The 12,315-nt window shown below is 56.8% G+C and carries 12 protein-coding genes and 1 pseudogene; 10 read left to right on the top strand and 3 right to left on the bottom strand.

The window, feature by feature from the left end; translation table 11 throughout:
* Positions 1 to 39 precede the first annotated feature (39 nt).
* The 7 genes from BLU11_RS03510 (at position 40) to BLU11_RS03540 (ending at position 7,513) form a co-directional block, all read left to right on the top strand.
* Positions 40 to 501: a MarR family winged helix-turn-helix transcriptional regulator gene (locus BLU11_RS03510; RefSeq protein WP_172828664.1), complete on the top strand. Its 462-nt coding sequence runs from the start codon at positions 40 to 42 to the stop codon at positions 499 to 501.
* Complete coding sequence (locus BLU11_RS03515) at positions 498 to 2,474, top strand: FUSC family protein (protein ID WP_090272063.1); 1,977 nt, start codon at positions 498 to 500, stop codon at positions 2,472 to 2,474. The genes BLU11_RS03510 and BLU11_RS03515 overlap by 4 nt, the downstream gene beginning before the upstream one ends.
* Entirely contained in the window at positions 2,471 to 2,680 is a 210-nt protein-coding gene (locus BLU11_RS03520) for a DUF1656 domain-containing protein (RefSeq protein ID WP_090272064.1), read from the top strand. Before BLU11_RS03515 ends, BLU11_RS03520 begins: the two co-directional genes overlap by 4 nt.
* Positions 2,681 to 2,699: 19 nt before the next feature.
* Positions 2,700 to 3,632 (top strand): efflux RND transporter periplasmic adaptor subunit, encoded by a 933-nt coding sequence (locus tag BLU11_RS03525; RefSeq protein ID WP_090272065.1) that lies wholly within the window; start codon positions 2,700 to 2,702, stop codon positions 3,630 to 3,632.
* A gap of 56 nt (positions 3,633 to 3,688) precedes the next feature.
* Positions 3,689 to 5,230, top strand: coding sequence for a phospholipase D family protein (locus BLU11_RS03530; protein WP_090272066.1), 1,542 nt, complete (start codon positions 3,689 to 3,691; stop codon positions 5,228 to 5,230).
* 92 nt (positions 5,231 to 5,322) lie between these two features.
* Complete coding sequence (locus BLU11_RS03535; RefSeq protein ID WP_090272067.1) at positions 5,323 to 6,471, top strand: HlyD family secretion protein; 1,149 nt, start codon at positions 5,323 to 5,325, stop codon at positions 6,469 to 6,471.
* 10 nt (positions 6,472 to 6,481) lie between these two features.
* Positions 6,482 to 7,513 carry an FUSC family protein gene (locus BLU11_RS03540; RefSeq protein ID WP_090272068.1) on the top strand — a complete coding sequence of 344 codons (1,032 nt, stop codon included), beginning with the start codon at positions 6,482 to 6,484 and terminating at the stop codon, positions 7,511 to 7,513.
* Between the two features lie 370 nt (positions 7,514 to 7,883).
* On the opposite strand, the gene BLU11_RS03545 is transcribed toward BLU11_RS03540, so the two are convergent.
* Positions 7,884 to 8,852 (bottom strand): IS5 family transposase, encoded by a 969-nt coding sequence (locus BLU11_RS03545; RefSeq protein ID WP_090276215.1) that lies wholly within the window; start codon positions 8,850 to 8,852, stop codon positions 7,884 to 7,886.
* Between the two features lie 76 nt (positions 8,853 to 8,928).
* Between BLU11_RS03545 and BLU11_RS03550 the strand changes: the two genes are divergently transcribed.
* From BLU11_RS03550 to BLU11_RS03560, 3 genes and pseudogenes are all read left to right on the top strand, one after another.
* Positions 8,929 to 9,177 carry a hypothetical protein gene (locus BLU11_RS03550; protein WP_090272069.1) on the top strand — a complete coding sequence of 83 codons (249 nt, stop codon included), beginning with the start codon at positions 8,929 to 8,931 and terminating at the stop codon, positions 9,175 to 9,177.
* A gap of 74 nt (positions 9,178 to 9,251) precedes the next feature.
* A pseudogene (locus BLU11_RS03555) lies at positions 9,252 to 10,052 on the top strand (IS30 family transposase); the annotation flags it as partial.
* Positions 10,053 to 10,111: 59 nt separating this feature from the next.
* Positions 10,112 to 11,274 (top strand): IS3 family transposase gene (locus BLU11_RS03560; protein WP_090272001.1). Its coding sequence is split into 2 segments (ribosomal slippage): positions 10,112 to 10,367 and positions 10,367 to 11,274, totalling 1,164 coding nucleotides; the frame shifts between segments, so codons are not numbered across the junction.
* 394 nt (positions 11,275 to 11,668) lie between these two features.
* Here the strand turns inward: BLU11_RS03560 and BLU11_RS03565 are convergent.
* Together BLU11_RS03565 and BLU11_RS19390 are read right to left on the bottom strand one after the other, a co-directional pair.
* Positions 11,669 to 11,941: a J517_1871 family lipoprotein gene (locus BLU11_RS03565; protein WP_331456701.1), complete on the bottom strand. Its 273-nt coding sequence runs from the start codon at positions 11,939 to 11,941 to the stop codon at positions 11,669 to 11,671.
* 179 nt (positions 11,942 to 12,120) lie between these two features.
* Positions 12,121 to 12,282 (bottom strand): hypothetical protein, encoded by a 162-nt coding sequence (locus BLU11_RS19390; RefSeq protein ID WP_172828665.1) that lies wholly within the window; start codon positions 12,280 to 12,282, stop codon positions 12,121 to 12,123.
* Between the last annotated feature and the right edge of the window lie 33 nt (positions 12,283 to 12,315).

The following is a 12,315-nucleotide window of genomic DNA, read 5'->3' on the forward strand; positions in this document are numbered from 1 at the left end:
CCCTTCACAGCAGCCGTAATGGCACAACCGGAGACACACATGGCGTCTGCCGCCGCATTATATGCTTTGACCAACGCGATACAGCCAGTGCTCCGGGCATGGGGGCAAGCGGCTAATATCGCTCTGGCCGACTCGGGATTGGCTCCGCCGCTGGCCAAGGCACTGCTGCTGGCCTGTCGCCTCGGGGATGGCATACAACAGAGCGTGCTTGCCGAGGAAATAGGCGTTAACCCTGGTGCGCTGGTACGTACTCTGGATCAAGCTGAAGCGGCCGGTCTGCTGCAGCGCCGAGAGGTTCCACACAACCGCCGAGCCCGAGCAATTTATGTTCTTGCAGAGGGCCGCCGCATTGCCTTGCACATGGAGGCGGCGCTGGAAGCCCTGCGTGCCGAGCTGTTCGAAGGATTGTCCGAGTCGGAAGTCGTCAGCGCTACTCGGGTGCTGCGGCTGCTTGAACAGGGTTCCATCGACTATCATCAGCACGCCCGCAGCCGCAAATGATCCCTATCGGCCGCCCACAGATACTCTTTTCCATAAAGCTGTTTGTGGCGGGGATGATCGCATTCGCGATAGCAGTGAAAATCGGCTTGCCCCAACCCTACTGGGCACTGGTTACCTGCTGTGTGGTGATGAACCCGCTCACTGGCGCTATCCGCTCCAAATCCACCTATCGCTTCGCTGGGACGCTGGGAGCGGGAGTGGTAACGCTCTTCATGGTCGGCTTGTTGGCCAATACCCCGCTATTGTTGATCATTATGTCGGGGTTGATTGCCACTGCTGCCTTTAGCCTGGCCATTCTCGATCGCAGCCCCCGCGGGTACGGGTTTCAGTTATTCGGTATCACCCTGATGCTGGTGGCTGTCGCTTGGGTGGATAAGCCCGACCTGATGTTCGATATGGTTGCGGCTCGGGTGACGGAGATCTGCATTGGTATCTTTGTCTGCGGGATTGTGGACAGCGTAATCGCGCCTCGCTCATTGGACGCGGTGTTGCGGGGCTCGCTGCGCCGCTGGCTGCCCGATATGCAGAGCTGGATCGAAGATACCTTGCAGGCGCCTGCCGACAGTAGCAAAACCCAGCATGACCGAATGAAGACCCTCAGCGACATCAGCGATTTGTCGCAGCTGGCCTCCCAGCTGCGTTACGACCCGACAGTGGCACGCAGCGACCTGCGTCATGCGCTGGCCATTCAGCAGCGCCTGCTGCGCATCATTCCATTGCTGTCCGAGTTGCAACTGCGGCTGGATGCGATCGACGCGTATCAGCGCTCGCGTTTGAACCCCGCGATGGATATGGCTCGGGCAGCGATCACCAGCGGTTCGGCTGCGTCGCCCAGGCTGGCGCAGGTCATTCGTGCATTGCCCGGTACGGCGGAAGATGGCGCCAAAGACAGCTGGCAGGTCCTGGTTCATGACAATGTGGCGGATATCATCGAGCGGCTCGTCAACCTCTGGCACGAGGTGCTATTGATTGATCAGGCCCTGGCGGGTGCGGTGAGCCTGACGCCGGCGCTGGCGCAGGATGTCAACGAGACCCCGGTCTTCGCCTTGCCGCCGGACACTGATCTGGCGTTACGCGTCGGGGCCAGTATTCTCACTGCCTATGCCCTGTTGTGTGGCATGTGGTGGGCCACCGGGTGGGAGCAGGGCGCCAATGCCACCTTGCTTGGTACTGTCGCGCTGGGGTTTTTTGGCAGCGGGGACGAGGCGGGGCGGGCAATTGCCATGTTCGGGCGTTTCGCCCTGCTGGCCCTGGTGCTGGTTGGAGGGCTTTGCTACGGGCTATTGCCGCTGGCCAGCGACTTCCCGACCTTTGTTCTGGCAATGGGAATATTCATGCTGCCGTTGGGTGTCTGGGCCGCGACCAATCCGATGGCGGTACTGGTGCTGGCCTTTGGGCTTAGCTCGATCAACCTGCAGGGGCATTACATTCCCTACGACTTCGAGTTTTTCCTGGAATACGGTCTCGGCAGCCTAACCGGCATCTTTGTCGCGATGATCTGCGCGGGCCTGTTCCGTACCTTGGGTGCCGAGCATGCCTTGCTGCGCTTTATGCGAATGGAAACCCGGGAAACCATCCGGCTCAGCCACAGCGCCAGCGCGGAAACCCAGCAGGTGCACATCACTCGCACCTTGGATCGGCTGGCCTCCATGACCACGCGCTTGGTGGCATCAGGCAAAACCGAGCTCAGTACCAATCTGCTGAAGCGCGTGAGCATCGGTAGCAACGTGGCCGACTTGCGTATCTGGGCCAATGCACAGAGTGCCGGCCAGCGGGAAAAGGCTGACCGTCTGCTAGGGCATCTGCGTGACGACATTGATCGTGAAACGCCATCTGTGGCCTTGCTTGTCATGATCGATGGCGCGCTCAACACGCTGTGGCATCAAGCTAACAACGCGGTACCTATCCGTGCTCTGGTTGGCCTGCGCATGGTGCTCTTTGGGCAAGCCCCGGCCTGGGAGCTCTCAGCATGATTGGCGAGATCAACGTGGCAGGCGTATTCATATCACCTTTGCTGCTGTGTATCGTACTGGCTTTCTTCAGCCGCCAGTTATTGTCCAGGCTGTTGGAATCCGTTGGGTTCTACCGCACTGTCTGGCAGCGTCCCCTGTTCGATGCTGCTTTGTTTCTACTGCTGACCGGCATCGCTATGTTGGTATTGCGCAGTCTGACCATCTGACAAGGATACTTTACCCCCAATGTCTCGGATTACCCTGGCTCGCTTATCCAAGAAAGTGGTGACTGCTGTGGCAGCCATCGCTGCAGTGTTTGTCCTCTGGCAGCTCTATTCCTATTACACCTATGCCCCGCAGACCCGGGACGGCAAGATCCGTGCGGATGTGGTGGCCCTTGCGGCGGATGTATCGGGGCGGATCGAAACTGTTCAGGTGCGCGACAACCAAATCGTGCAACGCGGCGATGTGCTATTCACCCTGGACCAGGTCCGGCTGCAGAACGCGCTCGACCGCGCCACCGCTGCGGTAGCCTCGGCAAAAGCCCGGCAGGACTCGGCGGTGCGGGAATGGAATCGCTATTCAACCTTGCGTGATGCTGTTTCTCAACAGGAACGAGATAACCGTCAATCTGCTATGGAAGAAACCCAGGCGCAATACCAGGAAGCGGTGGCCAATCTCGAACTGGCCGATATCAATCTGGAGCGGGCCGACGTGCGAGCGCCGGTCAACGGTATCGTTACCAACCTGTCGCTGCGCCCAGGTGCCTATGCCGTTGCGGGCGAACCGGTAATGGCGCTGGTGGATAGCGATAGCTTTCATGTCGCGGGATATTTTGAAGAGACCAAATTGAAGCACATTCATGTGGGCGACCAGGCGACCATACATATAGTCGGGGAAGATCAGCCTCTTACCGGCCATGTGGAGGGGTTGTCAGCCGGTATCGACGACCGGGAGCGCACCACCGCCTCGGGAACCTTGCTGGCCAACGTCAATCCCACTTTCAGCTGGATTCGTCTGGCCCAGCGGATTCCGGTGCGCATCAGTATAGACACGGTACCTGAGGGGATCGAGTTGATTGCCGGCCGCACCGTGACTGTCACGCTAGAGGGAGCCGATGACATGTTATTGACCGGCGACTCGCCCTGGGAACACCGGGAACACCACACCCGCCCCTAACAGCACATTTAAGGACGATATCAGTGAACAGGTTTATTTCTGACTTTCCCCATTCGATGACAATAGGCAAATGGCTGCCCGTTATTCTTTTCTCTGCTGCATTGCTAGGAGGTTGCACTTTGCCGATATCCAATAAGACGGCATCTACGGCCCTGAGTGCCGAGCAAGGTCAGGCAACTCGGCTTGGTCAGGCGCTGGCACCGAGGGTCGTAGCGCACCCAGGCAAAAGCGGCATACATGCCTTGGCGGATCCCCATGACGCCTTTGCAGCACGGGTGCTACTGGCCCGGACTGCGGAGCGGACACTGGATGTGCAGTATTACATCTGGCATGGCGATATTACCGGCACGTTATTGCTTGAGGAGCTCCACGAAGCGGCGGACCGCGGCGTGCGCGTCAGGCTGCTGCTGGACGACAACGGCACCGCGGGATTGGATACCGAACTGGCTGCATTGGCGTTGCATCCACAGATCGAAGTGCGCCTGTTCAATCCCTTCAAGGTACGCAACCCCAAGTGGCTGGGCTATATCACGGATTTCTCCCGGGCCAATCGGCGTATGCATAACAAGTCCTTCACGGCGGACAGCCAGGCCTCCATTGTCGGCGGTCGGAATGTCGGGGATGAGTATTTCGGTGCGACCGAGGGCATTCTGTTTGCCGACCTGGATGTCTTGTCGGTCGGTCCGATTGTCGAACATGTTTCGACCGATTTTGACCGTTACTGGGCCAGCGGGTCCTCGTATCCTGTTGAACAGATCGTACCTGCGGTTTCTGATGAAAGCCTCGCGCAGTTGAGCCAAACCGCGGCGGTCCTGGAAAGAGACGACGCTGCTAAGGATTATGTTGAAGCGGTTTCCCAGTCAGACTTTATTCGTTTGCTGCTGGCCGGAGAGTTGCATTTGGAATGGGCCGAGACCCGCATGGTCAGCGATGATCCGGCTAAGGGCTTGGGTGAGACGCCGCGCGAAGGCAAGCTGACCTATCAGCTTGGACAAATTCTCGGTGAGCCGAAGGACAAGGTAGCGCTGGTCTCGCCTTACTTCGTACCAACAGCCGCCGGCGTCGAAGCCTTCACTGCCTTGGCCAATCGGGGCATTAACGTCCGCATTCTGACCAATTCGCTCGATGCCACCGACGTGGCTGCAGTACATGCCGGTTATGCCAAGCGGCGCAAGGATCTGCTCAGGGCGGGCATTCAATTGTTTGAAATGCGCCAGCTGTCGCCGCATATTGAACGCAATGAAAGCGCTGGGCCGTTTGGCAGTTCCGGCTCCAGTCTGCATGCAAAAACCTTTGCCGTGGACGGCGAGCGGATGTTTGTCGGTTCGTTCAATTTCGATCCGCGTTCGGCCAACCTGAATACTGAACTAGGCTTTGTCATCGACAGCCCGCCATTGTCTCAGACGGTGCATCACGCTTTTGAAAGCGCCATTCCATCCAACGCCTATGAGGTTCGCTTGGATGATAATGATCGGCTTTACTGGGTTGAGCGCGTGGGTGACAGGGAGATCCGCTATGATCAGGAGCCGAATACGGGCTTCCTCAAGCGCTGCGGCGTGTTTCTACTCTCGATATTGCCGATTGAATGGCTACTTTGATTGTCCTGCCTAGGCGGTGAATTGGCTGATAGGCACCCGCTAGGCACTCATTATTCACAATAGAGCATCCCCCTTTACCGACAGGAAACGAAATGGCTCGACAGCATGACGCGCAACCGCTGGAAGCGGAACAGACCATAGCTACCCCGGAACAGGAAGAACCAGCCCCGGCCAAAGCCGGACCGGCAAAAAAACTCGCCGGCATTTTGCTGGGAATCCTGGTTCTCTTGATGATCTGGTATGTGGTCACTGATCGCATGGCACCCTATACCCCACGCGGGGCCGTGGCTGGATATGTTGCCCAGCTGACGCCTCGGGTAGCTGGCCAGGTAACCCAGGTGTATGTGCAAGATGGTGACATCGTCGAAGCTGGCACGCCGCTTTTTCAGTTGGATGCCAGGCCCTTTGAGCTGGCGGTGAGACAGGCCGAGGCCAGTCTTGCCCAGACGATTCAGGCCACCGACGCCTCAGCTGCCGGGATTGTTGCGTCCCAGGCAGCGGTCACCCAGGCCCGCGCCGGCCTGGAGAATGCCCGGTCCTCCTCCAGTCGCACCCTGGAGCTGGTACGACGGGGTGTAATGTCGGAAATGCAGGGTGACGATGCGCGGGCCGAACTCAGAACGGCCCAGGCCGAGCTTAAGCGGGCCCAGGCGGATCTGGACAGTGCCATGCTGGCGCTGGGAGAGAGCGGCATGGAAAACCCCGATATCCGTGCAGCACAGGTCGGACTGGAGCAGGCCCAGCTGGATCTGGAATTCACTACCGTCACCGCGCCAACCCGCGGGGTAATCACCAACATGCAACTGGCTATCGGTCAGTACGTTTCACCGGGTACACCGGCAATGACCTTCTTCGATGCCAGAGGCGCCTGGATTACTGCTGATCTGCGTGAGAACCAGCTTGGTAATGTCGAGCCCGGCGATCAGGTCCAGATACTGTTCGATGCGGTGCCAGGCAAGCTTTTCAACGGCCGGGTTAAGAGCATTGCCTGGGGTATTGACCCGGGGCGTCCTTCAGCCGGAGGACTTATGCAGAATCAACCGGAGAGCGAGTGGTTTGAGCCGGCCCGGCGAATGCCTGTTCAGGTGGAACTGGAAAACGGGCTGAAGGACTGGCCGCGCAGCGTACGTGCCGGCGGGAAGGTCAGTGTAGTGGTGTATGCCAGCGGCACCAGCAATCCGGTAGCCTGGCTGTCCTCGCTGCTTTTGCATATACGTGCCTATCTGTCTTATCTGTACTGAGGTCATTAGCATGTATGTAGCACCACGCCCGCGTCGGGAAGATGACCCACTGTTTGCCATTCGTCTGGCCAGTGGAGCCGTACTCGGGCTGCTGATTGCACTGCTGGTGCAGTCGCCAATGCCCATGATCATGCCCGCCTTGACCATTGGCCTGATGGCTGGCATGCGCAAGGCCTTTGATATCAAGAAAGCCATTGGCGGACCGGTGGCAATGATGGTGGTGATTACTCTATTTTCAACGATCGTCTCGTTGACCAGGCCGATGCCCGGTGTCTTACTCGTCATCATGGCGCTGTGCTGCATATTTCCGTACTACCTGATCCTAAGAACCGGGAGCCCCATTGGCATGCTTATCCTGATCGGCACTGTCCTGATGTCGGTGATGGGAATGCACTCGATCATGGTCATGGAACTGATGCGTGATGCCTTTATTGAAGCCAGCATTGCTGCTCTGGCGATTATCCCCGTGCTCTATTGTCTGCTGCCGGCGGCAGCAAAGGACAATCTGATCGAGGTCTATCAGCCCGATGAGCAGGGACAACATCTACTCAGAGCCGTGATCCGCGGTGCAGTCCTGTTCGGACTTATATTTTGGCTATATACCGTGGTGGATGAATCGAGCCTGATGCTCGCGGTTGCTGCAGTGTTCGTGCTGGTATTTCCAACCCGCGAGAAACTCTGGGCCGAAGCGCTGGAACGCACCTTTGCCACGGTCCTTGGTGGCGGCTTGGCGCTGCTGATCCTGGGGCTGTTCACTCTAGTGGCGCATCTGAGCGTGTTGGTGATCCTGATATTTCTTGGCGGGCTTTTTCTGGCGAGCCGGATGATCAGCGGCCGGGCTCCGCACATGGTTTACCAGTTTGCCTTTTCGGTGATGATTGCGCTGATCGTTGGCGCGCTGGCGACCAATGCGCCGCTTGATTCAACCGTATCGCGGGTCATTCTCACATTGGTCGGGGCCGTCGGCGCTGCGTTTCTAACCAGCTTGTTAGAAGCGTTATTAATTGGTCCTCAAAAGCGGACGTCCAACACGGTGATTTAATCGAGTACATGGCACTAATACGGCAGAATTCTATACCCATGATGGCCAAAGGAAGAGTGGCTAGCCAAAAACATCAGATTTCGATCTATATTGGCTAGGCTTTTTTTGACCATCTATTTGAGCTAACCCGATACGTATTCTTCAACATTATTTCAAGGTCGCACAAGTTGCGTCCACGCAGAGTTCGCCCTCGGTGGCACGCCTTGGCATTAGGGAAGGTCTGAAATACCGGCCATATGGGCGGCGATTATGACCTCGGCTCACAAAAAAAACATTTCAGGAACGATTTCATCGCCCTCAGTCGCGTTTTCAGCGCGTTGCAGCCCCTTTTCGGCCATCCAGGCCGCTGTACCCAGTACTCCGGGCGGATTTATCCTGCACTTAACAGCTGTTTTCGGGCCATCCATAGGTTGGCCAGGGCGAACAAGGTATGCAACTGGGCCGTGTTCTTCGCCAGGCCCTTGTAGCGCACCTTGGTGAATCCGAACTGGCATTTGATCACTCGAAACGGATGCTCGACCTTGGCTCGTGTACTGGCTTTGGCCCGCTCGATTCGGCGCAAGCCTTTCTCGATCAGCTTGGTTTTGCTCAATGTCTTGAGCTTGCCTGGGCGCATCGCAATCGACCAGACCACCTCCTTGCGCCCTTTGTGTTCATCCCGTTTCTGAACGCCGGTATAGCCGGCGTCACCGCATACATGGGTTTCTTCGCCATGCAGAAGCTTGTCTACCTGAGTAACATCGCCCGCATTGGCCGCCGTCCCCACGAGACTGTGAACCAGCCCTGACTCAGCATCAACGCCAATGTGGGCCTTCATGCCAAAATAATACTGGTTACCCTTCTTGGTCTGATGCATCTCAGGATCGCGCTTACCTTCTTTGTTCTTGGTCGAACTGGGTGCATGAATGATGGTTGCATCGACCACGGTGCCGTGGCGCAGCATTAGCCCGTGCTCACCCAGGTAACGATTGACCACTTCGAACAACGCCGTGGACAGGCCGTAGCGTTCCAGCAGCCGACGGAAGTTGAGAATAGTGGTTTCATCCGGAATGCGATCAAGTTGAAGGCCCGCGAAGAGTCGCAAGATGGTGGTTTCATACAGCGCTTCTTCCATCGCTGGATCGCTGTACCCAAACCAGTTCTGCATCAGATGAACTCGCAGCATCGCGTCGAGCGGGTAAGCAGGTCGACCACCTTCGCCCTTGGGATAGTGCGGCTCGATCAGCGCCAGCAATGGCTTCCAGGGAACCACTTGATCCATTTCCAGCAGAAAGCGCTCACGGCGGGTCTGCTTACGTTTACCAGCGTATTCGGCGTCTGCAAAGCTCATCTGTTTCATGCGGTGGTCTCGAAAATGGCGCTGACGCATTTTACCTTTTCAGGAAGTCTTTTTCAGACCTTCCTTAGATGTACGGATGTGGGTAGACCGGTTCGTTCGCTGGTACAACACCGAGCATCGGCACAGCAAACTGCGCTTCGTGACACCGGAGCAACGCCATAGCGGCGACGATGCTGTGCTGCTGGAGCAGCGCAAGCGGGCACTGGAGCAGGCCAAACACAGTATGCCGTCACGCTGGGGTACCCGCCCCGTCAGAAAACGCGAGCCTGTTGGGTCGACGACGTTGAACTCGGAAAAGGAACGGCCTATGAAGCAAGCGGCTTAGCATGAAAACAGTGACGGTGAGTTCAACCGGTGAATGCAACATACTTCATTTATCACAAAACTGGGCATTCACTCATGGCAACGATGAAGGCGCGCGGGTTCTCAGCTTCACAAAAGCGAGAGCTCTGGCTTAGATGGCGAAAAGGACAGTCTCTGAGTGAAATAGGCCGAGCGCTGGGTAAACACGCAGGCTCCATCAGCGGCGTGTTAGCCATTCATGGTGGTATCTCGCCTCCAAATCGGACGCGGTCCGATCTCCTTCTTTCTCTGTCGGAGCGAGAAGAGATTTCGCGGGGATTGTCTGCCGGGCTTTCGCTGCGGCACATAGCCAAATTGATTGACCGATCCGTTTCGACAGTAAGCCGGGAGGTTGGTCGTAACGGTGGTCGCACAAAATATCGTGCAAACACCGCTGATAAAAGAGCATGGGATCAAGCGAAGCGGCCCAAACAGTGTTTGCTGGCTGAAAACCAAGTGCTTCAGCAAGTTGTAGCGAAGAAGCTTCAGCTAGACTGGTCGCCTGAACAAATATCAGGTTGGCTTCAGCGCCAATTCCCGGACGATTCAGCGATGCAGATATCCCACGAAACCATTTACCGCAGCTTATTTGTCCAGGCCAGAGGTGTGCTGAAAAAAGAGCTGGTAAAGCACCTGCGTTCTCGACGAGGGATGCGAAGGTCAAAGCATTCGACCACAGAGGCGACGGAGCGAAAGACAAGTATCGTTGATGCCATCTCTATTCGGGAGCGTCCGCCTGAAGTAGAAGATCGTGCAGTACCCGGCCACTGGGAAGGTGACTTGATCTCGGGCTCTAAGAACTCGCATATTGCCACGCTGGTGGAGCGCCAGTCGCGATTCACAATGCTCGTACATGTAGTGGTCTAATGAAACCGGACACCAACTAGGCGACAATACTCGCCATTGAGAGGTGTTCGATGACAAGAAAGCGACGTACTTTTACCCCTGAATTCAAACAGGAAGCAGCCAGCCTGGTGCTGGACCAAGGCTACAGCATTACCCAAGCCAGCACATCGCTGGGCGTGGTTGAAAGCGTCCTGCGCAAGTGGGTTAAACAGCTCACTGAGGAGCGGCAGGGTGTCACCCCTAAAGGCAAAGCCATGACACCAGAGCAGCAGCGCATTCAGGAGTTGGAAGAGCGGTGCCGGCGGCTGGAGATGGAGAAGACCATCCTAAAAAAGGCTACCGCTCTCTTGATGTCGGACGACTGGAAACGTACACGCTGATTGACCAGTTGAGAGAGCAGGCCCCCGTTGACATGGTGTGCGCAGCCTTTGATATCAACCGTTCCTGTTACTACGAACACCGCCAGAGGATACAGCGTGTGGATGCTGAGCGTGTAGCCCTGAGGGCCCAGATTAACGAGCTGTTCAACAAAAGCCGCAGCTCGGCAGGTAGCCGCACCATCAAGGACATGCTGAACGATCAAGGCGTCGGCATCGGCCGCTTCAAGGTGCGCCGTTTGATGGGAGAGCTTGGCCTGATTTGTAAGCAACCAGGCCCCCATAAGTACAAGCAGGCCACCGTGGAGCGGCTAGATATCCCCAACCGTTTGGACCGGGAGTTCGATGTGGCGCAACCAGATCAGGTCTGGTGCGGTGATATCACCTATATCTGGACCGGGCAGCGCTGGAGTTATCTGGCGGTGGTACTGGACCTGTATGCCCGTCGCGTCGTCGGCTGGGCCATGTCTGACACCGCTGATGCGGACTTGGTGGTACAGGCCTTGGAGCATGCGTGGGAGCAGCGTGGGCGCCCTCATGGGGTGATGTTCCATTCTGACCAAGGATCACAGTATGCAAGTCGCAAGTTCCGGCAGAGGCTGTGGCGCTTCCGTATGGTGCAAAGCATGAGTCGTCGAGGCAACTGCTGGGATAATGCTCCTATGGAGCGGCTGTTCCGCAGTCTGAAAACGGAATGGATACCGCCGATGGGGTATCACAGCCTGGCAGCTGCCCGGAAGGATATCAGCAACTACCTGATGGGGTACTACAACCAGAAGCGTCCCCACGCCTTCAATGGCGGGCTCGCTCCGGCGGTGGCCGAAGAAAAACTTAAAACTGTGTCCGGAATCAGTTGACCACTACACTTGCGATTGAATCAACGCCCACGGAAAACGTTGAGATACTTATCACCAGCTGAGAAACTAAACGAAATAGTTGCACTGACCGGTTGAACTCACCACAGCTATCTTGAAAAACACCGCTGATCTGCCGCCCCAATAAGCCATTCCAGGCTCTTAATCCTATCCCTCACCTCGTCCGGTAATTTTCAACTCAGTCGTTCCTGCAGCCTTGCTCACTTGGTCGGCCAGGACCAGTGCAATAGTCTCCCACCAGGACGTAGATAACGACTACTTCTTCCTGAAGATCAAAGTAGTGTTTCCGGTAAAGTGCGATGAACCTGGGGGATTACCCCGATATCTCCGGGCATAAAAAACCCGCCGAAGCGGGTCTTGATGATCTGTCTTACGTTTAAAGGTTCTGCCTGCAATAGGGCGCGGCCATGGCTAGATCGCTGTCCCGCTGAAAGTCTGCAGGCTTCGATCCAGTGTAAGGGAATTTCGCTGTCAGCGTATCGCCGTTAAGAACAACTGACATTCTTGTGCCATCCTGTATGTAAACCATGCCCGAGCTGTATTTCACCACCTGCAGGTAGTTGGAGGCGCCATAGGAGTTACAGAGCTTGCCACCGCCATTTTCGCTCAGCTGCAGCGTCATGAGGTAGGGCCCATCACTCCCGTCCAGCTACCGGCCATCCCAGCGGGCACGGCTTGAGGCTGATGATTCATATACTGGTTGTTATGCATGTCATCGAAAGGCATAGCACACCCCGCCAACACTCCGGCTAACGACACCACCATCAGCATCCGCATATCTTACTCTCCATGCAAAAGGCTTGAGCATATCAAGCCGCATCGGCCCGGTCACTGCTGCGCCGCCACCTTGGCCTCGACCGATGCCAACCGGCGCATTATGTCTATCTCATGCGGCAGCAGCCTGCGCCCATGCAGATCCGCCCGGGCTTTAAGCTCCACCAGTGAATCAATCGGGCGTGCCGAGCAGTACCACTGCCAGGTCTTCCCCACGCCCGTGGGGGTGTTTCCACCGACTCATAAATC

It is taken from the genome of Halopseudomonas litoralis (assembly GCF_900105005.1).
Taxonomy (GTDB): domain Bacteria; phylum Pseudomonadota; class Gammaproteobacteria; order Pseudomonadales; family Pseudomonadaceae; genus Halopseudomonas; species Halopseudomonas litoralis.

Excerpts from the sequence above, each read along its gene's own strand:
- BLU11_RS03515 (WP_090272063.1), top strand. The coding sequence starts at position 498 with ATGATCCCTATCGGCCGCCCACAGATACTCTTTTCCATAAAGCTGTTT.
- BLU11_RS03535 (WP_090272067.1), top strand. The coding sequence starts at position 5,323 with ATGGCTCGACAGCATGACGCGCAACCGCTGGAAGCGGAACAGACCATA.
- BLU11_RS03545 (WP_090276215.1), bottom strand. The coding sequence starts at position 8,852 with ATGAAACAGATGAGCTTTGCAGACGCCGAATACGCTGGTAAACGTAAG.
- BLU11_RS03550 (WP_090272069.1), top strand. The coding sequence starts at position 8,929 with ATGTGGGTAGACCGGTTCGTTCGCTGGTACAACACCGAGCATCGGCAC.
- BLU11_RS03520 (WP_090272064.1), top strand. The coding sequence starts at position 2,471 with ATGATTGGCGAGATCAACGTGGCAGGCGTATTCATATCACCTTTGCTG.
- BLU11_RS03525 (WP_090272065.1), top strand. The coding sequence starts at position 2,700 with ATGTCTCGGATTACCCTGGCTCGCTTATCCAAGAAAGTGGTGACTGCT.
- BLU11_RS03540 (WP_090272068.1), top strand. The coding sequence starts at position 6,482 with ATGTATGTAGCACCACGCCCGCGTCGGGAAGATGACCCACTGTTTGCC.
- BLU11_RS03530 (WP_090272066.1), top strand. The coding sequence starts at position 3,689 with ATGACAATAGGCAAATGGCTGCCCGTTATTCTTTTCTCTGCTGCATTG.
- BLU11_RS03510 (WP_172828664.1), top strand. The coding sequence starts at position 40 with ATGGCGTCTGCCGCCGCATTATATGCTTTGACCAACGCGATACAGCCA.